Source organism: Paraburkholderia fungorum (genome assembly GCF_046026025.1).
GTDB classification, from domain to species: domain Bacteria; phylum Pseudomonadota; class Gammaproteobacteria; order Burkholderiales; family Burkholderiaceae; genus Paraburkholderia; species Paraburkholderia fungorum_E.
This window is the reverse complement of record NZ_JAQQFL010000025.1, coordinates 26,331-52,116: the sequence shown is the minus strand read 5'-3', so window position 1 is coordinate 52,116 and position 25,786 is coordinate 26,331. Positions and strand designations below refer to the sequence as shown.

Below are 25,786 nucleotides of genomic sequence, written 5' to 3'. Positions count from 1 at the left end.
TCGCATCGTCTGAAGAGACTAGCGACGCCCGCCTCGCCCGTTGTTACGAGGCAAGCTTATGCAGCAACCTTATGCAGCAACGTTACGCAGCAACCGGCGCCTTCTGCTTCTCGCTCTTCAGGCGATTGAAGTAAGGAATCACGTGCTCGCCGATGTTGCGGATCGTTTCGAGTTGCGCTTCCTGAGACACCGTGCCCATCTGGCACAGGAACAGCACTTCATCCACACCGGCTTCCATCAGGCGGCCCACATAGCCAATGCAATCGTCGACGGTGCCGTACGCGTGATTCGGGTTCATCATCGAAAGCGCCGGATCGCTGAAGTCGACCACCACTTCTTCCGACGCGAAGCGCGAACGGATCACCATTTCGCCGGTATTGCCCTTCACGAGGTCGTCGCCCCAGCTATCCGGGTTCGGACGTTCGCCGCCGGTGTACCAGTAAGCCAGCGACTCCATGAAATAACGCTGACCGCGAATGCCGATCTTGCGGGCCTGCTGGCCGTCGTTCAGCACCACGGTCGGGCACAGTGCGGCCAGATGCTGCGTCGGACGGAAACCGACCTGGTCCTCGGCTTTGCGGGTCGCCCACGCTTCGCGATACAGCGCGTTTTTCTTCGCGACTTCATCGGGACCGCCAAAACCGAGCACCAGTGCACCAAGACCACGCTGGCCGGCGCGCAGCAAGCCGTCGTTGTTGGTGCAGGCCATGTACATCGGCGGATGCGGGTCCTGAAACGGTTTCGGGTGAATCGGACGCTTAGGAATCTTGATGTATTTGCCGTCGTGCTCGATCTCGTCCTGCACGAACATCTTCGGCACCAGGTACATCGATTCGTCGATCATCGGTTGCAGCTCGGCGAGGTCGTAGCCGAACGCCCCCGCTTCCTGCTGGCTGCCGCCTTTGCCGACGCCGAAATGCACGCGGCCGCCCGACAGAATGTCGAGCATGGCCACGCGTTCGGCCACCTTGATCGGATGATTCATCGCGGGCGGCAGGCAGATCACGCCGTGGCCGAGGCCGATGCGGGTCGTGCGTCCGGCCAGATACGCGAGAAAGGTTTCCGGGGCGCTCATATGCGCGTAGTTCGTCAGCGACGTGTGTTCGACGCACCAGACGGTATCGAAACCCATCTGTTCGGCGAGCAACGCCTGCTCGACGGTCTCCTTGAATACCCGGTGATCGCCTTCCCGCGAAGCGTCCGTGGTCTGGGCTTCGTAAATCAGAGAAAACTTCATTGCGTGCGTCTCCATGAATTTTGGACTGTGCTGAAACGGGCGGTCCGCTCCCGACCCACCGATTCCTACGATGATCGTGACGGTCCACGGAATGAAGTTTCAGTTCGCGCGTGCGCCCCGGCATCGTCTATTTGGATTAACGGTGCGTGCTTTGACGTGGAAGCTTTGATCGAAGGCCTGTCCACCGCGTGTTCCGCCGTGTTTTTCATAGCCCGGCTAGTCCGATTGGACCTCGTACGGCGTGCATCCGTGACGCTACGATCGAGCCGCTATACAACGCTGCTCAACTGATGGGAGTGCAATGCAATGAAGGCTTCGATGATGCTGTACCCGGTCGATACGATCGACGCGGCGCTGCCGCTCTTTGTCGACGGGCTCGGTTTGACGGTGAAGTTCCGTGACGGCGAACGCTATTGCGCGCTCGACGGCGGTGCGCTGAGCATCGCGCTGGTGGCGGGCGAAGAGCGGATCGTCGAACGTGCGGCACTGGTGTTTCGCGTCGACGAAAACGACGACCTGTACGCGGCGATGGCGCGGGTGGTCGCGGCGGGCGCATCAGTACGCGTGCCGGTACAGCAAGGGCCGCACGAATGGCGTGCGGTGCTGGAGGACAGGAACGGCGCGTTGCTGGTGTTGTCGCAAAAGCGCGCGGTTTAAGCGCCTGGAAAGTATTGCGGCGCCTGATACAGGCGCCGCACAGACAGGTCCACGCGCACACCTGCGGCGCCGGGTGAGCACGCGTTCGTTCAGTGGCGTTCAGCCAAGCGGCACCACACTGCCCAGCAGAATGCGCACGAGCGTGGCCTGACGCGTAACGCCCGTCTTCGAGAAGATGGCCCGCAGATGAGCCCGCGCGGTGTTCTTGCTGATGCCCAATTCGTCGGCGGCCTCTTCCAGCGTCAACCCGTTGGTCAACAGCAAGGCGAGCGAGGTCTCCGCCGGCGTGAGGTCGAACAGCTTGCGCACGATCTCCTGCGAGCCTTGCGATTTGCGATCGGGATCACGCAAAAACAGCACGGTGGCAGGGCGGCGCTTGTTGTCCTCGGACCAATCCGAAAGCGGAATCGTGCGCACCAGCACGCCGAGTTTCGGCTTGTCGCAACCCCGCGTGATCGGCATGGCTTCGACAATCGGCGCGGCCGTGCCGAAGTGCCCCATCAGCGCATGGCGCACCAGCCTTTGCAAGTTGCGGTTCTCCTGCGCATCGGTCGCCTCCACATTGCCGTGCACGATACGCAAGCCGTTGCCCTGCGCGAGAATCTCATCGGCCACGCTGTTGGTGCGCATGATCGCACCGCTCTCGTCGAGCGTCACCGTCCCCACCAGCATCCGGTCGATCGCGCTCGCATACAGCGTGCGCTCCGACTCCACGATATCGAGCCGCGAATGCAGTTCGACCGCGCGCCGCAAATGCGGCAGCAGTAGCGCGCAAAACGCTTTGTCGCGTGCGGAAAAATGCTTCGAGGCATGGCTACGGCATACGCGAAACCGGCATTCGACACCGGATTCCGTGCGCAGATCGGCGCCCATGATGTAGCGAATGTCGGCCGGTTTCAGGAACTGCTTGTAGAGTTCGCTGGTGAGCCAACCCGTGTCGCCGAATACTTCGTCGACCGTGACCACGCGATCCGCAGGCAAACCGACAAACGGGTCGAGCGAATAGTAGTAGTTGTTGTACGACGCTTCGCCCGGCACGCCCGAGCCCATTTCGGAAGCGTGCACCATCAGACCGCGCCGGTCGCTCGAAGGCGAACGCAAAATCAGGGTGGCATAGCTTGCACCGAGCGAAGTGCGGATCAACTCGAGCGCGCTCGCCCACGGTGTGCTTTCCAGCGCCCCCTGATAAATCCGTGCGGTCAGTTCGCTGAATTGCGCGACGCTCACCTCGGCCAGTTCACTCATGGCCTGGCCCTCTTCAGGGGCCCATTTTGTCTCCATCAACACTCTCCGTCCTCCATGCGATGTTGCATCGCGACGCCAAGCTTAAGGGTCGATCTGTTCGCTGGCATCAGGAGAAGTACTTAGCTCGGGAAAGTTTCGCTGAGCGTGCGAACGAACTCTCGTCCAATCGGACGATGCCCCCTTGAAGCCGCCGCGCTTCAATGCGTTCAGTGTTGCGGCGTGCGCGCCGAACACCCTGATTTGCAGGTCGATTCGGGTCTGGCGCGGCCGCATCGCCTATACCCGGTATAGCCGCTTTCATCATATTCTCAGGAGACCCGATGGCGCTCGATCCCCAGGCGCAGGCCGTGCTCGCCGCTTTCGCCGGCATGCCCCCACTCGATTTCGCGCAACTCACCGTGCCCGTATACCGTGCGATGCTCGCTGCAGGCGGTGGTTTTGCGCCGGGCGACTGCGTCGCGGCGGAAGAAGATCTGACGATTCCAGGCGCCAGCGGCCCGCTTGCCGCGCGCCTCTACCGGCCGGTGGTGGAAAGTGGCGATGTGCATGGCAACGCCTTGCTGCCCCTTACTGTCTTCTTTCACGGCGGCGGCTTTGTTTCTTGCGGGCTCGATACTCACGCAAACATTTGCCGTTGCCTCGCGCAACGCGCGCGAACGGTCGTGCTATCGGTCGATTACCGGCTTGCGCCGGAGGCACGCTTTCCGGCCGCCGCGCTCGATGCGTGCGACGCCGTGCGCTGGGCCGCGTCCAGTTCGGCCGATTTGCGCGTACGGCCCGGCGCGCTTGCCGTCGCGGGCGACAGTGCCGGCGGCAATCTGGCAGCGGTCGTCGCGCAGCAGTTGCGTCACGGCGCCGTGAATATCGCGCATCAGGTGCTGTTCTACCCGGTGGTGGATTGCGCCACCGAACATCCTTCATATGAATCGATGGGCGAGGGGTACTTCCTGACGGCGGTCATGATGCGCTGGTTCAAGGAACAGTATTTCGCGCCGGGCGCCGATCGTGCCGATCCGCTCGCCAGTCCGCTCGCCGCTGCCGATCTCACGGGTGTAGCCAGCGCCACCATCATCAGCGCCGAATACGATCCATTGCGCGACGAGGCCGAACGCTATGCGGCGCGGCTCGCACAAGCCGGCGTGCTCACGACACATCTGCGCTGGCCGGGACAGATGCACGGTTTCGCCAGTCTGCTCGGTGCGCTCGATGCGGCCGACCATGTCCTCACGATCGCGGCGCGCGCCTTGCGCCATGCGCTGCACGCCCAGAACACCTGACTCCGTTCCCCAGAAAAGACATGACTGCATTGATCCGCCTCGCGGCCGAAGACGGTATCGCGACGCTCACGTTCGACCGCCCTGAAGCATTGAACGCGCTCAACGAAGCGATGGCCAACGAACTCAACGCCAAGCTCGCCCGCCTCGCTCACCATGATGAGGTCCGCGCGATCGTCCTGACGGGCGCCGGCAACGCCTTCATGGCGGGCGGCGACTTGCAGACCATGCGCGCCGCACTCGACGCAAAGCCCGTGGTCCGCGATCGCTCGATAGGCAAACTCGTGCGGCTCGCGCAAACCGTGGTCGAGACCGTCACGGGTTCGCGCAAGCCGGTGATCGCCAGCATCAACGGCGCCGTGGCGGGCTTCGGCTTGAGCCTCGTCGCGGCCTGCGATCTGGCTATTGCCGCAAAGAGCGCGACGTTTACGTCGGCTTATGGCCGCATCGGCACCTCCCCCGACGGCGGCGCGACCTACACATTACCGCGCACGCTCGGCACCAAACAGGCCGCGCAATGGATGTATCTCGATGAGCGGCATACGGCCGACGAGGCCCTGCGAGCCGGTATCGTCAACTGGGTCGTCCCGGACGACGAACTCGCCGCGCAAACACGCTCGCTGTTAAAGCGGATGGGCGCGCTCTCGCCGGATGCCTTCGCGCAAACCAAGAATCTGATCCTGCACGCACCCGAGCGCAGCTTCGCCGAGCATCTGTACGCGGAGCAACGCAGTTTTCTGCACTGCGCGGCAGGCGAAGACTTCCGCGAAGGCATCGACGCATTCTTCGACAAACGCGCACCCGTATTCGGCTCTGGCGCACGTTAAGCGCCTTGCCTCGCTTTTCTATAGGCGCGAGCGCAATCGCAACTGCAGTAGCACAGGGATAAATTCATGAAACTGGCCACTACCGACGAAATCGTCGCCGAGCTGAAAGCCGGCCGCATGATCATTCTGGTCGATGAGGAAGATCGCGAGAACGAAGGCGATCTGCTGATTGCCGCCGACCACGTCACGCCCGAAGCGATCAACTTCATGGCGCGCTTTGGCCGCGGCCTCGTTTGCCTGACGCTAAGCGCCGGGCACTGCGCGCGCCTGAAACTCCCGCCGATGGCGGAACAGAACGGCACGCAGTACGGCACTGCGTTCACGGTCAGCATCGAGGCGGCGCAAGGCGTCACCACCGGTATCTCTGCTGCCGATCGCGCGCATACGATCCGCACGGCGATTCACGCCGACGTACGCGCCGAACATCTTGTACAACCGGGTCATGTGTTCCCGATCGCTGCGCGAGAGGGCGGCGTGCTGGTGCGTGCCGGACATACCGAGGCGGGTTGCGACCTCACCGCATTGGCAGGCTTGACGCCCGCTGCGGTGATCTGCGAAATCATGAACGACGACGGCACCATGTCGCGTCTGCCGCAACTGATCGAATTCGCCGAACGTCACGGTTTGAAAATCGGCACGATTGCCGATCTGATCCACTATCGCAGCACGCACGAGTCGCTCGTCGAGCGTGTTGGTGAGAGGCCGTTGCACACGCCGTGGGGGCCGTTTCGCGCCATTCAGTACCGCGACACGGTGCGCCATTCCACGCATCTGGCGTTGGTGCGCGGCAATCCCATGCCCCATGTCCCCGTGCTCACACGCGTGCACGAATGTTTTTCGCTGCTCGATCTGCTCGATGCGGAGCCGTCCGCGCATTCATGGCCGTTGCACGCGGCGCTGCAGAAGATCGATGCGGCTGGATGCGGCGTGGCGGTTCTGCTCGATTGCGACATGCGAACCGATGCGATGACCGGCAGCAACGGCATCCCTGCCCGCAAGGACGGCCGGCTCTCCGGCATTGGCTCGCAGATTTTGCGCGACCTCGGCGTGCGTCGACTGAATGTGCTGTCGAGTCCATTCAGGCTACCGGCGCTGTCGGGTCATGAACTCGAAATCATGGCGTTCATTCCGCTTGGCGAAGCGGATCCGGATAACCCTCATGCGTTCGAACGCACGGCTGCGGCGCCGCGAGCTGGCGCGCCCGTGAGGTCCGTCGCGGCAACGCAGGCAAGCGCCCTGCCCCCGTCATACGAACTCGAAGCTTCTTCATGGTGAATGCCCGATGACTCAAACCAATCAGCCCTATGTCGCTCTCGTGACCGGCGCCTCGCGCGGTGCCGGCAAAGGTATCGCACTCGCCCTCGCCGCGACGGGGGCAACGGTCTACGTAACGGGACGCACGCAACGAGAAGGTGACGCGCCCTTGCCCGGCACCGTGCACGCAACGGCGATTGAAATCGATAAGCTCGGCGGCAAGGGCATTGCGCTGACCTGCGATCATGCCGACGACCAGCAAGTTGCCGAAGTATTCGACTCTATCCAGCACAACAGCGGACGCCTCGACATCCTCGTCAACAATGCTACGACGCTGCACGACGAACTGATTCGCCCGGCACCGTTCTGGGAAAAACCGCTGGGCCTTGTGGATATTCTCGATGTCGGCCTGCGCTCCGCGTATGTCGCGAGCTGGCATGCCGCGCGTTTGATGGCTGCACAAGGTGATGGCCTGATCGCGTTCACGTCCTCGTTCGGCGCGAGCTGCTACATGCACGGCGCGGCGTACGGCGCGCAGAAAGCAGGCGTCGACAAATTCGCCAAGGACATGGCCGTCGATCTGAAGCCGTATGGCGTCGCAGCGGTTTCCATCTGGATGGGTATGCTGCAAACCGAGCGCACCGCGCGCGTGATCGCTGAGCATCCCGAACAATATGCGGGCTTCAGCGAACTTGCGGAGACACCACAGTTCACCGGACGCCTGATCGACGCGTTGTATCGCGACCCGCAACGTCAGCGGCAATCCGGTCTGGTGCTGGTCGGCGCGGAGCTTGCGCGCGAGTACGGCATCACCGAACCCGACGGTCGCCAGCCGCCCTCGCATCGAGAGGCGCTGGGCGGACCGGTGCAGGCACATCCGGCGATCGTGGCCTGATCGTCGTGAGACACGGCGCGGTACGGCCGCTCTGAATGCCCTGCCGTTGCGCGCCGCTTCGTGTCTTGTCGTGCGGCGCGGGCGGCTAGAAGCCGCTCACCACCATCGCGTACACCAGCGCCGCGCCACCCACCGCGCCGAGAAAGGTGAAGCACTGTTCGTCCGCGCCCGAGCGGCGGGCCCAGATTCTTCCGGCCAGCGCAGCCAACCCGGTGATGCCCAGAAACAATGACAGCGACGATCCGGCCGTACACACCATGCCGGGAAACTCGTCGCTCCAGGCGCATGCGTAGAGCTGCCGCACGGATACGCCGACCACGCCGATCGCCACCAGCAAACCGGCAACCAGTCCATCCCGCTGAACTCTGGATTTCATCTGCATCCCTCCCGCATCACGTCCGTCCTCATCCCGCTCGTCTTAGTCCCTACGCGCGGCTCAAACGCCTGCTACGTGGCTGTACGCCTCGATACGGCGGACCAAAAACCTTGTCGCGCCGCTCCCGGTTCATACCGTCATTGACGGCGATTGGCGGCGTGCGGGCATCGTCCGGATGGACTAAGGGGATTGCCTGAGCGCGGCTTACAGGAAGATTGCCGAGGGACCGACGGCGGGATCGCGACAGGAAATGCGGGGAGATGTTGCGGAGAGGGCTGCGGAGGAATTGCGAGGAAGCGATTGCGACGGAGACCAGCAAACGTGACGGCAAGCGCCGTCACGTCCACACATTCAAGGCGGTAGCGCCGCCAACGCACATATCAGGCCGTTTGCGGCTTACCCACCGACCACGTCCCGATCACCTCTTCGATCGCGCGCGCTGCGGACAGCAACGCCGCTTCGCCGCGCGGCTTGCCTACGACCTGAATGCCGACCGGCAAGCCACTTGCACTCATCCCGCACGGAATCGCGATGACCGGCATCCCGGTGAGCGTTAACGCATAGGTGATCGCGAGCCAGTCGATATACGTCTCGAAGTGGCGACCGGCTGCATCGCGGACATCGCGCGCTTCCACCGGGAACGGCAGCACGATGGATGCCGGGCAGATCAGCACGTCATAGCGCTGCAACAGCGCATTCATCTTGTGGAACAACGCGCCGCGCGTGCGCTGTGCGGCAAGCATCGCGCGGTTATCCACTCGCAGGCCGAACTCGATATTCCAGATCACGTCCGGGTTCAGCACGTCGCGATGTTGCGCCAACACGTCTTCATAGTTCGCCGCGTAGGAGATACCGCGCAGCGTATGGAACGCCTGGGTTGCCGCGCTCAGATCGATATCGCTTTCATCCACGCCGACACCGGAAACGCTCAGGCGGTCCATCGTTTTGCGGCAGATCGCGAGGATTTCGGGCTCGACGGTCGCGATACCCAGCCCTTCGCTGAACGCGATACGCGCCGGCCGCCGCGGCTGGCGTGCATGGTCCAGAAACGAAGTCGCCGGTTCGCTCAGCGACAAGGGTGCGCAATCAAGGTCGCCGCACATCGCGTCGAGCAACAGCGCGGCATCGGTTACGTTGCGCGCCATCGGCCCTTGAATGCTCAAGGTGTTGTACGGATCCGCGCCCGGCCCATACGACACGCGCCCCGGCGTGGGACGCAGGCCCACCACGCCGCAAAACGCCGAAGGCGTGCGCAACGACCCCGCCAGATCGGAACCTTGCGCGATCCACGCGGTGCCCGACGCCAACGCGGCAGCCGCCCCGCCCGAAGAACCGCCCGCCGAGCGCGACAGGTCCCACGGATTGCGGGTCACGCCGAATACGCTGTTGTACGTGTGACCGCCGGAGCCGAACTCCGGCGTGTTCGATTTCGCATAGACCACGCCACCGCGTGCTTCAAGCAACGTCACGCCGGCATCGGATGCGTCCGGAATGCGATCGCGATAGACAAGCGAACCGCGCGTGGTGCGTACACCGGCGACGTCGGTCAAATCCTTGATCGGCACCGGCAGCCCGCATAGCAGACCGCGCTCGCCAACCGGCTTCTTCAGCAATGCATCGGCATGGGCATGCGCGCGTTCGAAACACAGCGTGGGCAGCGCGTTGACCTGCGGTTCGACGCGCGCCACCTGGGCGGCCAACGTGTCGAGCAGATCGTGCGGACTGACGGCCTCCTCGCGCAGCAGATCGACAATTTCGCACGCGCTTCGCTCAATGAGACTCAAATCGACGGACATGGTGGCTATCGGCTCCGTAGTGGGGATGCCCGTCAGTTTCGCATGCCGCGTGCGTTTTGCGTCGTCAGAACGCTCAGCTCTTCAAGCGATACCCGGTCTTGAAGATCCACGCGACGATTGCGAGAAATACCGCCAGGAACAACGCGGTCATGCCGAGGCTGACCTCGACATCCACGTCGGCGAGGCCATAGAAGCTCCAGCGAAATCCGCTGACCAGATAGACGATCGGATTGAATAGCGTCACGACCTTCCAGAATGGCGGCAGCATATTGACCGCATAGAAACTTCCGCCAAGGAACGTAAGCGGCGTGATGATCAGGAGCGGCACGAGTTGCAATTTCTCGAAGCTATCCGCCCAGATGCCGATAATGAAACCGAGCAGACTGAACGTCACCGCGGTGAGCACCAGAAACAGAATCATCCAGAACGGATGCTGCACCTGCAGCGGCACAAAGAGCCCGGCGGTCGCCAGAATGATCAACCCGAGCAGAATCGATTTGGTGGCCGCCGCGCCCACATAGCTCACGACGATCTCCAGATACGACACCGGCGCCGACAGCAATTCGTAGATCGTGCCGGTGAAGCGCGGAAAATAAATGCCGAACGACGCATTCGAAATGCTCTGCGACAGCAGCGACAACATGATCAGACCCGGCACGATGAAGGCGCCGTAACTGATGCCGTCCACTTCCTTGATGCGCGAACCGATCGCCGCGCCGAACACGACGAAGTAAAGTGACGTTGAAATCACCGGCGCGATGATGCTCTGCATCAACGTGCGCCAGGTGCGCGCCATCTCGAACTTATAGATCGCGCGGATTGCGTAGATATTCATTGGTTACCTCGGAGCAGACTGACGAAGATGTCTTCGAGCGAGCTTTGCGTCGTATGCAGATCCTTGAAACGGATGCCGGCGTCGTCGAGCGCCTTGAGCAGCGCGATGATGTCGGTGCGCCCGCCGTCGCCCTCATACGTGTAGATCAACTCGTTGCCACCCTTGGCGACATCCAGCCCATATCCGCCCAGCGCCGGCGGCACCTCGGCGAGCGGACTGTCCAGTTGCAGCGTCAACTGCTTCTTGCCGAGCTTGCGCATCAACTCCGTCTTCTCTTCGACCAGCATGATCTCGCCTGCATTGATCACGCCGATGCGATCGGCCATTTCCTCGGCTTCGTCGATGTAGTGCGTGGTGAGAATGATCGTCACGCCGCTGGCGGTCAGCGAGCGCACCAGCTTCCACATGTCGCGGCGCAACTCGACGTCGACGCCCGCCGTGGGTTCGTCGAGAAACAGTACGCGCGGTTCGTGCGAGAGCGCCTTCGCAATCAGCACGCGGCGCTTCATGCCGCCCGACAGCGTGATGATCTTGTTATCGCGCTTTTCCCACAGCGACAGGTCGCGCAGGACCTTTTCGACGTAAGCGGGGTTTTTCGGCTTGCCGAATAGCCCGCGGCTGAACGAGACGGTCGCCCAGACGGTTTCGAACGAGTCGGTGGTGAGTTCCTGCGGCACGAGGCCGATCAGCGAACGCGCGCCGCGGTAGTCGGTCGCGATGTCGCGGCCGTCCACCATCACGCTGCCCTCGCTCGCCTTGACGATGCCGCAGATGATGCTGATGAGGGTGGTTTTGCCCGCGCCGTTGGGGCCTAGCAAGGCAAAGATTTCTCCGCGATTGATCGCCAGATTGATGTTCTTGAGCGCATGAAAACCCGTGGCGTAGGTTTTCGACAGATTGCTGACCGAGACGATTGGCTGCATGGGTTCGACGATGGCAAACACCGGTATTTGATTGGAAGGAGGCGGTGCGAATATGCGGCCGCACCCGCAATGTAATTGAAAGTGGGAAAGCGTGCAGCATAACCCCGATATTCCGGAAAAACGGCCAAGCGAGGCCCGTCAGGGTTCGGCGCACGCGAAACTGCTGGCGAGATTCACATTGCCCTTGCCGCCATAGCGGGGAAACAGCGGGTAACGGCACAGCGGGCGCGAGCGTCCGTTGGTCGCGGCCGCGATATCCGTGGCAATCAGCGTTTCGGGCGATACGCCGCGCGTCACCCAGTTGTCGAGCGCGCCCAGCAGATCCACGGAGGGAATGAACACGCCGCTACCGTGCTGAAAACCCGGCACCATGTAGAGCCGCATGAACCCATTGACCTGGTCCAGGCCGAAGCGATCGATCAGCGCCTCGTAATAGGCAATCGTCTGGTTCGGGCTGATGACTTCGTCGGCGAGGCCTTGCAGCGTGATGAGCTTGCCGCCGTGCGCGATGTAGCGTGCGAGATCGGGGTTCATCGCGCCGATCGTCTGTGACAGCGCAATGAGTTGTCCGCGATACTTGCCAGGATGCGACGGGTCGAAGCCGAGCGAATCGAACTGCTCGTTGCGCGTCACGAAATAGCGGATGTAGCCGTCGCCCTGCGCGAACAGGTAGCCGTTGGCGAAGAAGGTCGGCACCGGCAAACGCTCGGGTTGATGCGCAAGCCCCAGCAGGCCGGTCAGACGCGTGCCCTGAAAGACGTTGTAGCCCGGATAGCCGGTGACGCCCCACGCCAGCTTGTAGGGCAACGACAGGCCGTCGCGCATCAGCAGCAAGGTGGAGAGTTGCGCGTCGCTGAGACACTCATCGTGCGCGGGGGTGCGTCCGGTGCAGCGCAACGAGGCGATGATTTCCGCTTCGTGTTGCCGGCAGCCGGCCACGTCGCTGACGATGCCGTCCGCCGCGCCGTCGAGCCGGTCGCATATTGCAACCGTGCGTTCATACACGTGCTCGAGCAACAGCGGCGGGATGAAACCGCCGGGCGTCGCGTATTCCGCCTGACCGAGTTTCACGCCCATCAAGCGCACGCCGGAAAAGTTGAGCGCGGGGGAATTGGCGATCACGCCGTCGTAGTCGTCGGGATAGCGCTGCATCACCGTGTAGCCTTCGCGACCACCTGTCGAGCCGCCGGCGAAATACATTCGCTGTGGCGGGAGGCCGTAGGCCCGCACAATGAGTGCGAGCGCGGCGTCGTGCGTTTTCTTCAGATGCGCGTAGCCGAAATTCGTCACCGCTTCATCCACGAGGCCGAAGACCGCGAGTGACGAATTGCCCACATGCCCGGAGTCGTCGCCGAAGGTCGCATAGCCCTGCGCGAGCGGCGCGCGATCCGGAGAGAACGGCATCACGCCCGTACCGCTCACCACGACACCGTTATAGCCCCCACCGCCAATCTGCAGCGCGCGGCCGTTCCAGCGGCGCGGCAGATTCAGGTCGAAGCGGATATCGGGTGTGGTGGCGTTGAGCCCCTTGATACGGCCTGTGATACGGCAATATTCGCCGCCTTGCTGATTGCCGGGCGCGGTGGCCGCCACCATTCCCGCGCTTTCGATCTGCACACCGGCGGTAGGTAAAGCGATCAGCTCAGGGGGGAGCACTGCACCCGCAAGCTCCACGCAGCGCAGGGCGAGCGGTGCATCCTTGCTCGCGGCGACTGCCGCCGAGGCGTTCAGCCATAGCATCGCGCCGGCGACTGTGGCCAGCGTGCGCGAACCTCGCGTCAAATTCACATGGCGCACGAGGCGCGCACGCGCCCTCATCCGTAACGCGCGCGGCTGGCAGCCGTGCGCGACTGCTGCCCTTTCCAGTCGTTCCAGCCGCGCGCGATCATCAGCACCGCGCCGATGGCGACCAGATCGCCGCCGAGTCCGATCAGCGTGCCGCGAAAGCCGTGGAACGTATGCGGTGTCGCCGTATCGACGATCAACGACACCAGCGTGCCCGTGACAAAACACACAAGGCCGGTGCGGCCGACGGTCACCACGGCCGGCAACCGCTGTGCAAGCCAGGCGATGCTGCCCACGCGCACGAACTGCGCGGCGAGCCAGGCGATAACGACAAAGTTGATCACGCGTTCCACGGAAAGGTTCTGTTTAAGTACGCCGGGCAACGGCTGCGTCAGTATGAAGAGCTTGACGATGGCGAACGCCAGCACGGCCACCACCGCAGCGCGCGTGAGCCAGCGCGCCGTGCGGCTGGCGTGAAAGCGCTCGCTGACGGGTTGCACCCGGCACAGAATACCAAGCACGAACATCAGTTGCCACGCAAACGGATTAAAAGCCCAGTCGGCCACGTCGTCAATGCTAAATAGAGCGGCCAGCGGCCGGGCGAGCGCCCAGACCGTCATGCTCAAACCGAGCGCCGCGAGCGACGACCGGCGCGCCAGCGGCACGACGAACGGGACGCATAGCGCAAAGATCACGTACATGGGCAACACGCTCGACAGATACGGCTGGCGCCGCAGCACGGCGATATCGAACGCTTCGCGCAGCGGCTGAACCGCGAACGGTTGCCAGCCGCTCAGGTCGACCATCGGCTGGTTCAGATGCAATAGCGCGAGAACGGCGCCGGACAGCAGCGTCAACACGGCCGTCAACAGATAGGCGCGATAGATCTCCCAGCAGCGCCGGACAAAGCGCATTGCCGCAGCACTCTCGCCACGCCCCGAAAGTACCGCCGTATACGCCGCCGCCGACGCATAGCCGCCGAGAAATACGAACACTTCCGCCGAGTCGCATAACGCATAGGCATGCAACATCAGATGCGACAGCGTGCTACCGGGAATGTGATCCAGCACGATGACGATCAATACGACGCCACGGAAAAAATCCACTTCGATCGAGCGTCCGCGACGAATGTCCATTCTGGTTCTCGCAAGATGGCGCGCGGCTGACATTCGCCGTAAAAAGCGCCGTGAAAAGCGGGGAGTTGCCGATATTCCTGTTAGGAACACCACGACAATAAAACGTTCCCGCCGAATCCGTGCGCGAGCTCGGCGCGCGCTGACAACCGCCCTTTAACTGCATACGCGGTGGCAGCAATCTGAAATTCGGATGTCGGTACGCCGTAATACTGGGCCGTCGCGCGTGAAGTTGACGGAAAACCTTGCGGCAAGTTTTGCGACTTTTATTGCCTCCGGCGCGAGCGCAATCGGTAAAGGCCGCTGAAAAAAATCACTCATTCCGATACGCGATTTTTTTCGCTTTTTTTCGTCGTAGGATGAATTTATGCATTACCGCTGGAAGAAAACCCCATGAACAACAGGATTGCCGGCTTCGACGGATTGCGCGCGATTGCAGTCCTGATGGTCTTTTTTCAACACCGTCTATTCGGTGAAATCGGTGAGATCGGCCACCTCGGCGTGTGGATTTTTTTCGCGCTGAGCGGTTTTCTGATCATCGGCATTCTGTCCGCGCAACGCACGCGTATCGAGAGAAACGACAGTGGGTTCGGCGCTGAATTGAAGCGCTTTCTGTTCCGCCGCACGCTGCGCATCTTTCCGGCTTACTACCTGATGCTGGTCGTGATGTGCGGATTGATGGCGCTCGGCATGGCAAGCCCTGAACTAGCGGGCGGCATGCCGTTTCATTTCGCTTATCTGTCGAACCTCTGGATCGGCTCCGTGCTGCATTACTGGCCGGGGCGTTACTCGCACCTCTGGAGCCTCGCGATCGAGGAGCAGTTTTATCTCGTGTTTGCGCCATTGTTACTGCTGGTTACGGCGCGGCGGCATCGCACGGTGTGTCTCGCGATCGTCGCGGTTGGGCTCGCCTCGCTGCTGGCGATGCGTGCGGCACAGTGGCAGGACATCACCATCTATACGCATCCGCTGACCAACTTCTGGCTGCTGGCATTGGGTGGAGTGGGCGGCCTGATGATCGCCGGGAAAGCGAGCCGCTTACGCATCGTGCTCGGACATGGCCTGACGCTGCTCGTGCTGAGTGTTTGCCTCGTGGGGTTTTGCGCGACCGAGCCGATGTGGAGCCGGTTGAACAGCCCGCTTGCCTTCACGATCGTCAGCGCCTTGTATGGCATCTCGATCGCGGCGCTTGTGTGTTCGATTGCGTGCTGCCGTAACGCAGCAGTGATCGGTCTGCTTGAAACCGGCTGGCTGGCGAACTTCGGGCGCATCAGCTACGGTTTTTACCTCTATCACAATCTGATTCCCGACCTGACCCGCAACCGCCACGCTACGGCGTTTTTCGGCGGCGCCGTACCGATGTGGGCGCACGCCGCCGGAATAGTCGCGTCGTTCCTGATTTCGCTGGCGTTGGCCGTGCTGTCCTGGCGCCTGATCGAAGCGCCGGTTCTGCGCCTGAAAACACCGCACGCACAGGCTGACAAGACGGATCACGTCGGCGCGCAAATAGCGCCTGCGCCGGCCGCTTCGCTTGCCGCTCGCAACGAGCGCGCATTGAAGAATGAAGACGTCACTTCAGATGCCATTTGAAGGTGGCGGAAGGTGGTTGAAGGTGGCGAATCTTACGATATGCCTTCATGCGGCTTGAGTGCAGGCGCGGTATCATGCGGCCTCACTTAGCCGGCTGCTTCGAAGCTTGCGCGACGCGCGGGCACTGAACAGGCCGAACAATAAAAACAAGCCACTGCCCGCGCATCCGGCCCATCTGGTCAGCGCGGTTGGCTCGCGGACACCAACGATGTTTCATTTCAGTTTCGCCGACGGCGTGCTTGGCGCGAGCCTGCAGACGCTCAGCCTCTACGCGCTGCTTGGCATCATTGCGGCGCTGTTAGTGGGCGGCATGGTCAAGGGCGTGGTCAGTATCGGCGTACCGCTGGTGGCGATGCCGATTCTCAGCCAGTTCATGCCGATCAAGGAGGCCGTTCTATTGCTGTCGATGCCGATCATCCTCGGCAATATTCCCCAGGCACTGGAAGGCGGCGACCTGCTGCCGACGGTCCGGCGCATTGCCGCGCCGCTGATCGGCACGGTGGTCGGCAACATTGTCGGAGTGAGCGTATTGATCTCGCTCGCGCCGCATCGCGCACAAGCTGCCGCAGGCGCCTTGCTGATCGTTGCGGCACTGCTCCTGCTGCTGTCACCGCGGCTTACGTTGTCACCGGCGTGGGCGAAGCCGGCGGGTTTCGTGCTGGGTTTCGGCGCGGCAGTGATGGAGAGCATCGCATCGGTGCCGGGGCCTCTGCTGGCGATGTATCTGATCGCCACGGGCGCCACCGGGAAAGCCTTTACCAAACAGATCGCGATTATCCTGGTGGTGTCGATCATCACGCTGGTTGCCGCGTTTAGTGGCGGCGCGCATGCCAGTTGGAGCGATCTGGTGATTTCGGCGTGTGCAAGCGTGCCGGTGATCGCGGGCATGCTATTGGTACGGCCGCTGAGGGACCGCTTGCCGCCGGCGGCGTTTCGAGTTCTGGTTCTGCTGTTCGTGCTGGCAGCCGCCGCGCAAATGGTCTGGAAATCAGGCGTTTTATAGGGACCCGCGGCGGCGCGTACCGGTCAAGTCGGGCCGTGCAACAGGCTAACGTGTTTGCGTACGTTGCCCGCGCAAAGCAGATCAGGCGGCGGCCGGCTCGTGGACGATCTTCAACGCGCTCTTGTGTTCCTTGATCAACCGGTAAACCGTTTCGCCAGGAACGGTCTCCCGTTCGAGCAGTTCGTCGGCAATGGCGCGCAGCACGGGCTCGTAAGCATGTAGCAGCCCATAGCACAACTCGTTCAGTTCCTTGAGCAGCACGTTGGCGTGTTCGATGGCGCTCTTCATCTGCAAGCCCGCGTACTGCGACGGCAGCGCCGCGAGGCTGAACAGATCGCCGTCACGATTGAAGCCGAACTTGGACACCATGTCGAGACTGATGCGCGACGCTTCCTGCAGATCCGACGCAGCGCCGCTCGACGCTTCGGAGAACGTGAGAATTTCGGCGTTGCGCCCGCCAAGCAAGACCTGAATCTCGTTGCGGATTTCAGTTTCGCGGTACAGGTGCTTGTCCTGTGCCTTCGTGATCAGCGCGACACCCAATGCGCCGCCACGCGGCAAGATCGTGACCTCTTCCAGCACGCCGGTGCCGAGCAGCGCGGCGACGAGACCGTGCCCCGCTTCATGCACCGCGATACGCGTGCGTTCGTCCTCGCTCAGCGCCCGTTCGGCGCCGCTCACGTCGCCGATGCGGGCAATCTTGATGGCTTCCATGAAATGCTTCGACGCGATTTCCGTCTCGCCGGCCTTGCGTGCGACCAGCCCTGCCTGATTCACGACCATCGCGACGGTTGCAGGAGAAAGACCCGTGGTCAGGCGAGCGAGCTGGTCGTAGTCGATGTCCGTGGCCTTCGACTTCAGCTTCTGCGCGTAGAAGCGGAAAATTTTCGCGCGCTCCTCGCGATCAGGCAAACGGACCTGTACCGTGCGGTCAAACCGGCCGGGACGGCGCAACGCCTCGTCCAGACTATCCGGGTGGTTGGTCGCCGCGACGATGATGACGCCTTCGTTGGCGGCAAAGCCATCCATTTCCGCCAGCAACTGGTTGATGATCCGGTTGCTCTCCGCTTCGACGGGGCCGCCGCCGGTATCCGTGCGTTTGGCGAGACCGTCGGCTTCGTCGATGAAGATCACCGTGGGCGCATTCTTGCGCGCGAGTTCGAACAGGTGTTTGACCTTCTGGATGCCGACGCCGTAGTACTTGGCACTGAAATAGCTGCCCGTGATGGAAATGAAGTTCGCGCCGCATTCGCCGGCGAGCGCCTGCGCAAGCCGCGTCTTGCCGACGCCCGGGCCGCCGACCATCAGAACGCCGCACGGTGCGCGCACGCCCATCGACGTGAATTGCTGCGGATCGGACAGATAGCCGCGGATGTCCGCGAGCGCCGCCTTGGCTTCCCCGGCGCCGATCACGTCGTCGAAACGCAGCGTGGGCGCCTTGCCGAGCAGCGACGCACCGCCCCTCATCTCGCGGCGCATGAACCACACCATGCCGCCGATCAGCAACAGCGGCAGCAGCAGGCCGATCGTGTCGCGCACAAAGCCCAATATCGGAACCCAACGCGACGCGCCGGTCCGGATATCGGCGTCCGGCAGCCACACGAGCTGATACGACGCGGCCTGGTCGGCTTTGGGTTCGCCGAGCAGCAGCGCATGCGAGAACGTCGCGTTGTGGTCGGTGACGAAGTACTTCGCACCCTGGCGGGTCGACATCAGAATCGCATTGGGGCTCACGCCGACCGCGGCCACGTTGGCGTCGTGAATATCACGCAGCATTTGCGACGCGTCTTTCTCTTCGTGCGTCCACGCCGAAGGATCGTGACGCATTTCACTCGCAATGCCGGTCAGCACCGGATTGGCCTGCCCGTCGCGCTGCTGGTAAGCCCACACGCTCAATGCGAGCAACACGGCGAAGAGTGCCGCACCGACCCCAATGGCGATCTTGCGTGCGCGTCTTTTCTCAAGCGAATTATTTCCCGGCTTCATGAGTCACTTCCAAAAACAGGCCAAGACTGGCCCTCGATACGGGTGAAAATCAGGTGGTGGAGGCGGTAGAAGCAGATCGGCTGACGTGGCACCCTGCATGCGCAGAAAAGGAGGACACCCAAGCATTTGCCCCTTTTTGCGGCCCGCGGATCGGCTAGTATGCCGGGCTGCCCCTCGGTCCGTGTTGCAGAAAAGGCCTGTTTCTACCGTCGATCCGACGGTTTATATCGTCGAATTCAGGGGCGTGATCGCCGCGTTGAAGCGATTCCGGCTGTTCCGGCGCACAGTTTATCAGCGCTATATTCCCTGCGTATTCTGCATACCTGAAAGTAACCGCGCCCTATTTAAAAGCGGTCAGAATTACGGTAGATCGTGGAATATTGACGACACCCACACAGACAGAGCTGGTGGCGATAAATGGGTTTCGCGCGTCGCGCGGAGGATTAAACGTGGGGTTAAAGGTGGGGCAAAGGTGATTAACCGAGCGAGCGCCCGGCGAGGACGACACATTAGTGGCAATCCTCGACCGGTCGCTCGGTCAAGTCCGAAGGCGCAACCATCACGCCGCCGAACGTACGATGGGCAAGGCGCCCAACGTTTTCGCGGCGGAGCGGCGGGCCTCTATGGGTCCATCCGCATCCTGCCGCACTCTCAGGTCCGTCTTTTTTTATTGCCGGTACCTTGTGGCACCGGTCAGCGCTCCCGCAACTACCCCCGATCCTCGCAACCTTTCTCTTCGACAGATTCAGACGGCTGTACGCCACCTCGGCCTGTTCTGTTATAAACGGATTCGTTACTCAACCAATACTCAGACGATATTCAGCTGATGAAAACGAACCGCAGCTAATCGTCGGACAATACCGCAGCTTTTTTGATACGCTTTACCATACGTCTCAGTTCTGGACGTTGGCGTGTCAAATACTTCGCTCCGCCGCTTACATGACCGGAACCGCGCCCTTCATCCGCACCATCAATCCATGAACCAGCGCACTCTGCCACCGCACCTGGCCGCTGCTGCCGCAGCCGAATCGCGCTCCGCTATCTCCACGAGCCGCTTCAGCACGCGTGGGCTCCCAGTCGAGGAACAGTTTCTCGCCTGGCGCCAGCGCGTGGGCCACGTGGTCGACGTGCCGCCGTCGAAGGAACAGATCGCAACGGGATTTCGCGGTGAGATCGATCTCTATGCGGTCGGCGGCATGGTGTTTACGGACTGCAGCACGCAAGCGCTGCGGCTGGAACGGTCGGTCGCGCGCGTCTCCACGGACACGCGGCGCGACTACGCCTTTCACCTGTTCGTGGAAGGCGAAATCGGCCATGTGACGGGTGTGCGCAAGAAACGCAGCGCGCCGGGCTCGGTGCAGGGCATCGTCGCGTTCGACATGAATCAGCCGTTTCGGGCCGAACGGCCCGAAAGCCGGCTTTTGAACCTGTTCGTACCGAGCGCGATCGTGGACGAGGAGTTGGGCGACGGCGCGGCGATTCACGGCCGGATCGTTCAGCAGGGCTCACCGCTAACCGGGCTCGTACTGGACCATATGACGGCGATCGCCCGGGAAATCCCTATGCTCGACCCGCTCGCCGCGGCGGATGCTCTGCGCACAGGCGCTCAACTGCTGGTCGCCGCGTTCCGCAAAGAGGCCCGCCTGACGGGTGCGAGCCGGGCCGCGCTCCAGGACGCCCTGATGGGACAGGTGCGGCGCTACGTCGAGGCCAATCTGCATCAGGGCGAGCTCACGCCGACCAGCGTGGTTCAGGCGCTGCAACTGAAACGCGCCACCATCTATCGCTGGTTCGAGCACGATGGCGGGCTTGGCGCCTATATCCGCAATCGCCGGTTGCGGGAAGCGGCGGACGAACTAGTCCGTTTCCCGCATCTTCAGGTGACGGATATCGCGTACGGACTCGGTTTCCAGAGCGCGTCCGATTTCACCCGCGCATTTCGCCGCGCCTTCGACATGAGCCCACAAGACATGCGGGCACAAGCGTTGGTCCTGCAGCACCACGGCGCGAGCGAGCTTACGGCAGCGGCTGCGAAGCGCGGGCAACACTCGCATGGGGCGTTTCTGCCTCGGGAAATGCCCGCAGCGCGGCCAGCGTGAGCAGGGTCGCGGCAATCAGATACCACGCGGGAACCATGGGGTCGCCCGTCCGGTTGATCAGCCACGTCACGATGAATGGCGAAAATCCGCCGAACAGAACAACGCCGAAGCTGTAAATCACCGCCAATCCGGCCGCGCGCCGATGCGCCGGAAACGCTTCCATCATCAGCACGGAACTCGCGCCGGCATTATTGACCGCAAGCGCCACATACGCCGTGATGATGACGAGCGCGGCGACATCGCCCACGCCGTGAGTCAGCGCCCAGAACGCCGGCCATGCGGCCGCCAGCGAGGCCACCAGCGCCACGTACTGCAGCGTCTTGCGGCTCGCGTGGCCGTCGGCGGCGCGCGCCACGAGCGGCGTCACCACGAGAATGACGAGGCCGGACAGACAGGCCGTCAACAGGCTGATCGCATCCGGCCGATGCAGCGTGTGAACCAGATAAGCCGGCATGTAGAAGACGGTGAGGTAGATGCCCACCGAAGGCGCCGCCATCATCAGGAGGCCGCAAATGACAGGACGCGGATACTCCGTGAGCATGCGCCTCGGGTTGAGCCGCGCGCGTTGCAGCGGCGCGGCCACCGGCATCCGGCGACGCAGATACCAGCCGACCGGTCCGATCAGGCCGCCCAGGATGAACGGAATACGCCATCCCCAGTCATGCATCGCGGCGCGCGACAGCAGCGCCGTAGTGCTTGCCCCGACCAGCGCGGCGGCGAACGCGGCCGCTCCCTGGCTCGCCCCGCGCCAGCTCACCATGAAACAGCGGTGCCGGTAAGCGACCGACTCCATCAGCGAGGCCGACGCCGGCCCAATCTCCCCGCCTGCCGCGAGCCCCTGCATCAGACGCGCGAGCACCATCAACAGGGGCGCCGCGGGACCGATCGACGCATAGCCCGGCAAGCACGCGATCAGCCAGGTGCCAACGGTCATGAGGGTAAGCGATAGCGTGAGGCCGGCTTTGCGGCCACGGGTATCGGCGACATGGCCGATCATGATCGCGCCGAGCGGACGCATGACGAAGCCCGCGCCGAAGGTGGCGAGCGAGAGCAGCAACGACGACGCGGGATGACTCGACGGAAAAAAAAGATTACCAATTATGACAGCCGAAAAGCTGTAGACAGTGAAGTCGTACGCGACGAAGCCGTTGCCGATAACGATGGCCGTGACGATACGCCTGAGTTCGGCGCGGGACGGTTCAGTCCCTTCGCGGGCAGCAGTTTGCATGGATTGCGCTCGACGAGCGGAGCGTCGAGGGATTCGGAAAAATGTTGGAACGTAAATGCAGCTTGTCTCTTGTTCGTCGCTTGTTCGTCGCTTGTTTGTCCATTTAACGGCGCAAAGAGACGCAACTTTACACCGCTTACCCGCTTGTTCGCTCGCACGTGAGCAACGGATGACGTATTTGTCGGACGCAGTGTCAGCCTCGGTGCCACACGCGCGCAGAGCATCGGAGCACGCTGCTACACTTGCACACCGCCAACTTCCCGAAGAATCCCGCGCCGCCTGGCATCGTGTGAAATCGTCATCCGCGTGACCCACGTGCAACGTGCAGCACATTCTTCGGCAGACACACTCCGTCCTCATGCTTCGATTCGAGAACCTCAGCAAACGCTATAGCGAGCGCATCATCTTTCAGGGGCTGCATTACGCCACGACAGCAGGATGCGTGGCGCTCAACGATGAATCCGGCAGCGGCAAATCGACCTTGCTCGGCATTCTCGCGGGCACGCTCGAACCCGACACCGGCGAGGTGTGGCTCGACGGCCACTCAATGCGCAGCGCGCCGCATGACGCGAAATCCGTGCTGACGTATGTGCCGGAAGACTGCATGACGTATCCCGACCTGACTGGTCGCGAGTATCTGACTCGTGTGGCGTCGGAGAGAAACACGGCGCTCGGCAGCCACACGCTCGATCTCGCCAACCGCTTCGGGCTCGAGCCGCATCTCGACAAGCGCTTCGAACAGATGTCGTTTGGCACGCGCAAGAAGATCTTCCTCACCGGGGCCACACTCGGCGAGACGAAAGTTGTGATTGCTGATGAACCGGCCGGCGGACTCGACGCCTCGGCGCGCGCGGTGCTGGTCGATCTGTTTAAAACGCTCGCCGAAACCCGCACGGTCTTTTTCTCGAGCTACGACGCTGCGTTTACGCAGGCATGCGAGGCGAGAACCATCGGTTTTGCGGAGCTGGGTGCCGTTGCCGATTGACGTGCGGTGATTCAATGAACCATCGTGACGGGCGTGGGGGTTCGCCTCGACAGAGACGCGAACATGGCCAGCCTTCTGAAGAAGCCCATATGGCTCGCGTCGATCACCAGGACGTCGGGCTGGGTGGATGCAGCGTACTCAGCGATGGCTTTCGTGCGGTGGCCGAATACCCGTTTCCAGTGATACGGCACGCCCGCTTCTTCGAGAATAGTACGGGCGTCGATCAACGCCTTCAGCATGACCTGTTTTTCCATCCGCACCAGTGAGCTTCGGGTGTGGAAGGCTGCCGCGCGCCCCTGATCGACTGGCTCGAGCACCTCCAGCAATTCGACTTCGGTCACGCCTCGCTCCAGAAACATGAACGCTGCGTAGCGCGCGGCCTCTATCGCGCCACCATGGTCGAGAACAGGGATCAGCATGCGTATCATCGAGAACTCCGGCGGGTACCTCATGTTTTTAGCTTAGCCAGGGCGGCGTTAATGCCGTGTAAAAATCGTCATGCCAAAGCGCGCCGCAGTGGAATGTGTCCGCGTGCAGGCACATTCCACTGCGGCGCAACGTGCCCTCACGATGCCTGTATCGCAGCCGGATTCAGCTCGATATGCAAAATCACCAGCCACCGCTTCGGACAATCCTCGGCAATCTGCAACTCCTGCTTCCGGTCGCCGACCGTCTTCACAAAACCTTTCTCACGCGCGAAACCGAACGCGCGCCGTGCATCGGATTGCAGCCATAGCGTGAGCAGCCCACATGTCACGCAACTAAAAAGCCAGATCGTTTCATGAGGCAACGCGGCATCGAGTTGCTGCGCGACGTACGTAAAAATAGTCGTGAGAACCTGATTGGTGACGAAGGCGATGGCGACGACCTTGCACATCCCTCTGAATATCATGGCGGGTCTTGAGGGTGTCATGGACGCTCAAACCCCGAGCATGCGACGTGCTTCGGCCTCAGCCAGGGCCAGTGCCGCGCCTGAATCGCGCATCGGCCGGCCGCAGCCCCGTCCGGTAACGCGCTGAATCTGCCTGTCTTGCCGCGTGGTCGTTACGCGTAGTGCGCCTTTGAACATGTGGCCCGGCGCGGGAAGCACGCACGCCTCGACGGTCACGTTGCCCTTGGTTTGTTTGAATGCCATACATCCTCCAGCCAGAACGCGGATTTTTTTTCACGGCGGAACGCCAGACTTGAACTATACGGACGACGCCGTAAAGGCCGGGAAACGATTACCGCCGGCGCTATAAAAATCCCGTGAAATTCACCGCACGCCGACCAGCCGGTAGCCCACGCCCGCCTCGGTGACGATGTGTTCAGGATGCGCCGGATCGCGTTCGAGCTTGTGGCGCAGATGCGCCATGTAGATTCGCAGGTAGTGGTGATTGTCGATTTGCAAAGGACCCCAGACCTCGCCGAGCAGTTGCTCATGCGTCAAGACGCGCCCAGGATGGCGCACCAGCGCGGAGAGAAGGCGATATTCGGTTGGACTGAGGTGGACCGTGCGGCTGCCGCGTACGACCTTGCGCTCACCGAGATCGATCGTGACGAGACCGAACTGAACCTGCGGCACGCCCACTCTGCCGCCGTTGGCCTGCCTGCGCAAATGCGCGCGGATCCGCGCACTGAGCTCGGGCAAACCGAATGGCTTGGTGAGGTAATCATCGGCGCCGGCATCGAGCGCGGCTACCTTGTCCTCCTCGCGGCTGCGCGCCGACAGGACGATCACCGGCATCGCGGACCAGCCGCGCAGCGCCCGGATCACCTCGATGCCGTCCATGTCCGGCAAACTCAGATCGACGATGACGAGATCGGCCAGCCGCGTCGCAGCCTGCGCGAGGCCCTCTGCACCGGTCTGCGCTTCGAAGACACTCATGCCGTCCGCTTCGAGGCTGGTGCGAACGAAGCGGCGGATGGCTTTGTCAGCGTCGATCACAACGACTGTTACAGTGGGATCGCTCATGAATGTGCCGCGTCGGCAGCACACCGTCGAGGTTGCGGCCAACGTCCAGGCGGGGTCTCCATAGATTGTTGAACGGCAATAAACACCAGCAATAAACACCAGCAACAGGCAACGGGTTAATGCATCGGCTTGAGATCGTCCAACGCCAGGTTGAGCTTCAGCACGTTTACGCGTGCCTCGCCGAAAAGGCCGAACTGCCGCCCCGAGGTGTTGTGCGCAACCAGATCGTTCACCTGATCGACCGGCAGGCCGCGCGCCTTCGCCACGCGCGCTGCCTGATAGGCCGCCGCCGCGGGACTGATCTCCGGATCGAGCCCGCTGCCCGACGACGTCACGAGATCCACCGGCACCGGTTGCGACATATCGTTACCCGCTGCCTTCAATGCATCGAGACGGCCTTTGATTTCATCGGCGAGCGCGGGGTTGGTCGGGCCGAGGTTCGAGCCACCCGAGTTCTGCGCGTTATAGGGTTGCGGCGTCGTGGCCGACAGGCGTCCCCAGAAATAGTACGGCGCGTCGAACTGCTGGCCGATCAGCGCGGAGCCGACCGCCTTGCCGTTCTTCTCGAGCAGACTGCCGTTCGCCTGGCGCTCGAAGGCCGTATGACCGATTGCGGTGACAACGATCGGATAGATCACCCCGGTGATCACGGTCAACAGGATGAATAGGACAATGAGCGGGCGTAGCAGCGTTTTCATGATGTT

23 protein-coding genes and 1 pseudogene are annotated in these 25,786 nt (G+C 62.4%); 9 read left to right on the top strand and 15 right to left on the bottom strand.

From position 1 onward, the window contains the following. Positions 1-82 precede the first annotated feature (82 nt). Positions 83-1,237, bottom strand: a complete 1,155-nt coding sequence (locus tag PQR67_RS24805; protein ID WP_408465061.1) for an LLM class flavin-dependent oxidoreductase — start codon at positions 1,235-1,237, stop codon at positions 83-85. Between the two features lie 306 nt (positions 1,238-1,543). Here PQR67_RS24805 and PQR67_RS24800 point away from each other — a divergent pair, with 306 nt between their 5' ends. Beyond that, positions 1,544-1,894: a VOC family protein gene (locus PQR67_RS24800; protein ID WP_408465059.1), complete on the top strand. Its 351-nt coding sequence runs from the start codon at positions 1,544-1,546 to the stop codon at positions 1,892-1,894. A gap of 99 nt (positions 1,895-1,993) precedes the next feature. Here PQR67_RS24800 and PQR67_RS24795 read toward each other — a convergent pair whose 3' ends face one another. Further along, entirely contained in the window at positions 1,994-3,175 is a 1,182-nt protein-coding gene (locus PQR67_RS24795) for a helix-turn-helix transcriptional regulator (protein ID WP_175050288.1), read from the bottom strand. Positions 3,176-3,459: 284 nt separating this feature from the next. Here PQR67_RS24795 and PQR67_RS24790 point away from each other — a divergent pair, with 284 nt between their 5' ends. From PQR67_RS24790 to PQR67_RS24775, 4 genes and pseudogenes are all read left to right on the top strand, one after another. Then, positions 3,460-4,416 carry an alpha/beta hydrolase gene (locus tag PQR67_RS24790; RefSeq protein ID WP_408465057.1) on the top strand — a complete coding sequence of 319 codons (957 nt, stop codon included), beginning with the start codon at positions 3,460-3,462 and terminating at the stop codon, positions 4,414-4,416. Between the two features lie 20 nt (positions 4,417-4,436). Further along, positions 4,437-5,240: an enoyl-CoA hydratase/isomerase family protein gene (locus tag PQR67_RS24785; protein ID WP_408465055.1), complete on the top strand. Its 804-nt coding sequence runs from the start codon at positions 4,437-4,439 to the stop codon at positions 5,238-5,240. Positions 5,241-5,306: 66 nt separating this feature from the next. Further along, positions 5,307-6,404 (top strand): annotated as a pseudogene (gene ribBA / locus PQR67_RS24780) (bifunctional 3,4-dihydroxy-2-butanone-4-phosphate synthase/GTP cyclohydrolase II); the annotation flags it as partial. 118 nt (positions 6,405-6,522) lie between these two features. Next, positions 6,523-7,389, top strand: coding sequence for an SDR family NAD(P)-dependent oxidoreductase (locus PQR67_RS24775; RefSeq protein ID WP_408465053.1), 867 nt, complete (start codon positions 6,523-6,525; stop codon positions 7,387-7,389). Between the two features lie 85 nt (positions 7,390-7,474). On the opposite strand, the gene PQR67_RS24770 is transcribed toward PQR67_RS24775, so the two are convergent. The 6 genes from PQR67_RS24770 to PQR67_RS24745 form a co-directional block, all read right to left on the bottom strand. Then, the gene (locus PQR67_RS24770; protein ID WP_028193889.1) at positions 7,475-7,765 is read right to left on the bottom strand and encodes a hypothetical protein; all 291 of its coding nucleotides are present in this window, start codon (positions 7,763-7,765) and stop codon (positions 7,475-7,477) included. Between the two features lie 380 nt (positions 7,766-8,145). Continuing rightward, complete coding sequence (locus tag PQR67_RS24765) at positions 8,146-9,561, bottom strand: amidase (RefSeq protein ID WP_408465051.1); 1,416 nt, start codon at positions 9,559-9,561, stop codon at positions 8,146-8,148. Between the two features lie 73 nt (positions 9,562-9,634). Then, on the bottom strand, positions 9,635-10,396 hold the full coding sequence (locus tag PQR67_RS24760; RefSeq protein WP_120347367.1) for an ABC transporter permease: 762 nt from the start codon (positions 10,394-10,396) through the stop codon (positions 9,635-9,637). Continuing rightward, the gene (locus PQR67_RS24755; RefSeq protein WP_408465049.1) at positions 10,393-11,319 is read right to left on the bottom strand and encodes an ABC transporter ATP-binding protein; all 927 of its coding nucleotides are present in this window, start codon (positions 11,317-11,319) and stop codon (positions 10,393-10,395) included. Before PQR67_RS24755 ends, PQR67_RS24760 begins: the two co-directional genes overlap by 4 nt. A 138-nt stretch (positions 11,320-11,457) precedes the next feature. Further along, a complete protein-coding gene (locus tag PQR67_RS24750) occupies positions 11,458-13,137 on the bottom strand; it encodes a tannase/feruloyl esterase family alpha/beta hydrolase (RefSeq protein ID WP_408465047.1) in 1,680 nt (559 codons plus the stop codon). Next, positions 13,134-14,240 carry an OpgC domain-containing protein gene (locus PQR67_RS24745; protein ID WP_408465045.1) on the bottom strand — a complete coding sequence of 369 codons (1,107 nt, stop codon included), beginning with the start codon at positions 14,238-14,240 and terminating at the stop codon, positions 13,134-13,136. The genes PQR67_RS24750 and PQR67_RS24745 overlap by 4 nt, the downstream gene beginning before the upstream one ends. Before the next feature lie 390 nt (positions 14,241-14,630). On the opposite strand from PQR67_RS24745, the gene PQR67_RS24740 reads away from it, so the two are divergent. Then, on the top strand, positions 14,631-15,827 hold the full coding sequence (locus tag PQR67_RS24740) for an acyltransferase family protein (protein WP_408465043.1): 1,197 nt from the start codon (positions 14,631-14,633) through the stop codon (positions 15,825-15,827). Between the two features lie 208 nt (positions 15,828-16,035). Further along, complete coding sequence (locus PQR67_RS24735; protein WP_408465041.1) at positions 16,036-16,830, top strand: TSUP family transporter; 795 nt, start codon at positions 16,036-16,038, stop codon at positions 16,828-16,830. An 81-nt stretch (positions 16,831-16,911) separates the two neighbouring features. Here the strand turns inward: PQR67_RS24735 and PQR67_RS24730 are convergent, their stop codons facing one another. Continuing rightward, on the bottom strand, positions 16,912-18,816 hold the full coding sequence (locus tag PQR67_RS24730) for an AAA family ATPase (protein ID WP_408465039.1): 1,905 nt from the start codon (positions 18,814-18,816) through the stop codon (positions 16,912-16,914). 977 nt (positions 18,817-19,793) lie between these two features. On the opposite strand from PQR67_RS24730, the gene PQR67_RS24725 reads away from it, so the two are divergent. Further along, a complete protein-coding gene (locus PQR67_RS24725; RefSeq protein ID WP_408465037.1) occupies positions 19,794-20,915 on the top strand; it encodes an AraC family transcriptional regulator in 1,122 nt (373 codons plus the stop codon). Here the strand turns inward: PQR67_RS24725 and PQR67_RS24720 are convergent. Further along, positions 20,833-22,143, bottom strand: a complete 1,311-nt coding sequence (locus PQR67_RS24720; protein WP_408465035.1) for an MFS transporter — start codon at positions 22,141-22,143, stop codon at positions 20,833-20,835. The genes PQR67_RS24725 and PQR67_RS24720 overlap by 83 nt on opposite strands. 358 nt (positions 22,144-22,501) lie before the next feature. On the opposite strand from PQR67_RS24720, the gene PQR67_RS24715 reads away from it, so the two are divergent. Beyond that, positions 22,502-23,128 (top strand): ABC transporter ATP-binding protein, encoded by a 627-nt coding sequence (locus tag PQR67_RS24715; RefSeq protein ID WP_408465033.1) that lies wholly within the window; start codon positions 22,502-22,504, stop codon positions 23,126-23,128. An 11-nt stretch (positions 23,129-23,139) separates the two neighbouring features. Here the strand turns inward: PQR67_RS24715 and PQR67_RS24710 are convergent, their stop codons facing one another. The 5 genes from PQR67_RS24710 to kdpC form a co-directional block, all read right to left on the bottom strand. Beyond that, positions 23,140-23,556 carry a universal stress protein gene (locus PQR67_RS24710; protein WP_408465031.1) on the bottom strand — a complete coding sequence of 139 codons (417 nt, stop codon included), beginning with the start codon at positions 23,554-23,556 and terminating at the stop codon, positions 23,140-23,142. Positions 23,557-23,693: 137 nt separating this feature from the next. After that, a complete protein-coding gene (locus PQR67_RS24705) occupies positions 23,694-24,020 on the bottom strand; it encodes a hypothetical protein (protein WP_408465029.1) in 327 nt (108 codons plus the stop codon). Between the two features lie 27 nt (positions 24,021-24,047). Next, positions 24,048-24,263: a hypothetical protein gene (locus tag PQR67_RS24700; RefSeq protein WP_408465027.1), complete on the bottom strand. Its 216-nt coding sequence runs from the start codon at positions 24,261-24,263 to the stop codon at positions 24,048-24,050. Positions 24,264-24,383: 120 nt separating this feature from the next. Further along, entirely contained in the window at positions 24,384-25,082 is a 699-nt protein-coding gene (locus tag PQR67_RS24695) for a response regulator (RefSeq protein ID WP_408465025.1), read from the bottom strand. Between the two features lie 116 nt (positions 25,083-25,198). Beyond that, the gene (gene kdpC / locus PQR67_RS24690) at positions 25,199-25,780 is read right to left on the bottom strand and encodes a potassium-transporting ATPase subunit KdpC (RefSeq protein ID WP_408465023.1); all 582 of its coding nucleotides are present in this window, start codon (positions 25,778-25,780) and stop codon (positions 25,199-25,201) included. Positions 25,781-25,786: the final 6 nt, after the last annotated feature.

Coding starts and splice junctions, on each gene's coding strand:
- PQR67_RS24805 (WP_408465061.1), bottom strand. CDS start 1,237: ATGAAGTTTTCTCTGATTTACGAAGCCCAGACCACGGACGCTTCGCGG.
- PQR67_RS24800 (WP_408465059.1), top strand. CDS start 1,544: ATGAAGGCTTCGATGATGCTGTACCCGGTCGATACGATCGACGCGGCG.
- PQR67_RS24795 (WP_175050288.1), bottom strand. CDS start 3,175: ATGGAGACAAAATGGGCCCCTGAAGAGGGCCAGGCCATGAGTGAACTG.
- PQR67_RS24790 (WP_408465057.1), top strand. CDS start 3,460: ATGGCGCTCGATCCCCAGGCGCAGGCCGTGCTCGCCGCTTTCGCCGGC.
- PQR67_RS24785 (WP_408465055.1), top strand. CDS start 4,437: ATGACTGCATTGATCCGCCTCGCGGCCGAAGACGGTATCGCGACGCTC.
- PQR67_RS24775 (WP_408465053.1), top strand. CDS start 6,523: ATGACTCAAACCAATCAGCCCTATGTCGCTCTCGTGACCGGCGCCTCG.
- PQR67_RS24770 (WP_028193889.1), bottom strand. CDS start 7,765: ATGAAATCCAGAGTTCAGCGGGATGGACTGGTTGCCGGTTTGCTGGTG.
- PQR67_RS24765 (WP_408465051.1), bottom strand. CDS start 9,561: ATGTCCGTCGATTTGAGTCTCATTGAGCGAAGCGCGTGCGAAATTGTC.
- PQR67_RS24760 (WP_120347367.1), bottom strand. CDS start 10,396: ATGAATATCTACGCAATCCGCGCGATCTATAAGTTCGAGATGGCGCGC.
- PQR67_RS24755 (WP_408465049.1), bottom strand. CDS start 11,319: ATGCAGCCAATCGTCTCGGTCAGCAATCTGTCGAAAACCTACGCCACG.
- PQR67_RS24750 (WP_408465047.1), bottom strand. CDS start 13,137: ATGAGGGCGCGTGCGCGCCTCGTGCGCCATGTGAATTTGACGCGAGGT.
- PQR67_RS24745 (WP_408465045.1), bottom strand. CDS start 14,240: ATGGACATTCGTCGCGGACGCTCGATCGAAGTGGATTTTTTCCGTGGC.
- PQR67_RS24740 (WP_408465043.1), top strand. CDS start 14,631: ATGAACAACAGGATTGCCGGCTTCGACGGATTGCGCGCGATTGCAGTC.
- PQR67_RS24735 (WP_408465041.1), top strand. CDS start 16,036: ATGTTTCATTTCAGTTTCGCCGACGGCGTGCTTGGCGCGAGCCTGCAG.
- PQR67_RS24730 (WP_408465039.1), bottom strand. CDS start 18,816: ATGAAGCCGGGAAATAATTCGCTTGAGAAAAGACGCGCACGCAAGATC.
- PQR67_RS24725 (WP_408465037.1), top strand. CDS start 19,794: ATGAACCAGCGCACTCTGCCACCGCACCTGGCCGCTGCTGCCGCAGCC.
- PQR67_RS24720 (WP_408465035.1), bottom strand. CDS start 22,143: ATGCAAACTGCTGCCCGCGAAGGGACTGAACCGTCCCGCGCCGAACTC.
- PQR67_RS24715 (WP_408465033.1), top strand. CDS start 22,502: ATGCTTCGATTCGAGAACCTCAGCAAACGCTATAGCGAGCGCATCATC.
- PQR67_RS24710 (WP_408465031.1), bottom strand. CDS start 23,556: ATGATACGCATGCTGATCCCTGTTCTCGACCATGGTGGCGCGATAGAG.
- PQR67_RS24705 (WP_408465029.1), bottom strand. CDS start 24,020: ATGATATTCAGAGGGATGTGCAAGGTCGTCGCCATCGCCTTCGTCACC.
- PQR67_RS24700 (WP_408465027.1), bottom strand. CDS start 24,263: ATGGCATTCAAACAAACCAAGGGCAACGTGACCGTCGAGGCGTGCGTG.
- PQR67_RS24695 (WP_408465025.1), bottom strand. CDS start 25,082: ATGAGCGATCCCACTGTAACAGTCGTTGTGATCGACGCTGACAAAGCC.
- kdpC (WP_408465023.1), bottom strand. CDS start 25,780: ATGAAAACGCTGCTACGCCCGCTCATTGTCCTATTCATCCTGTTGACC.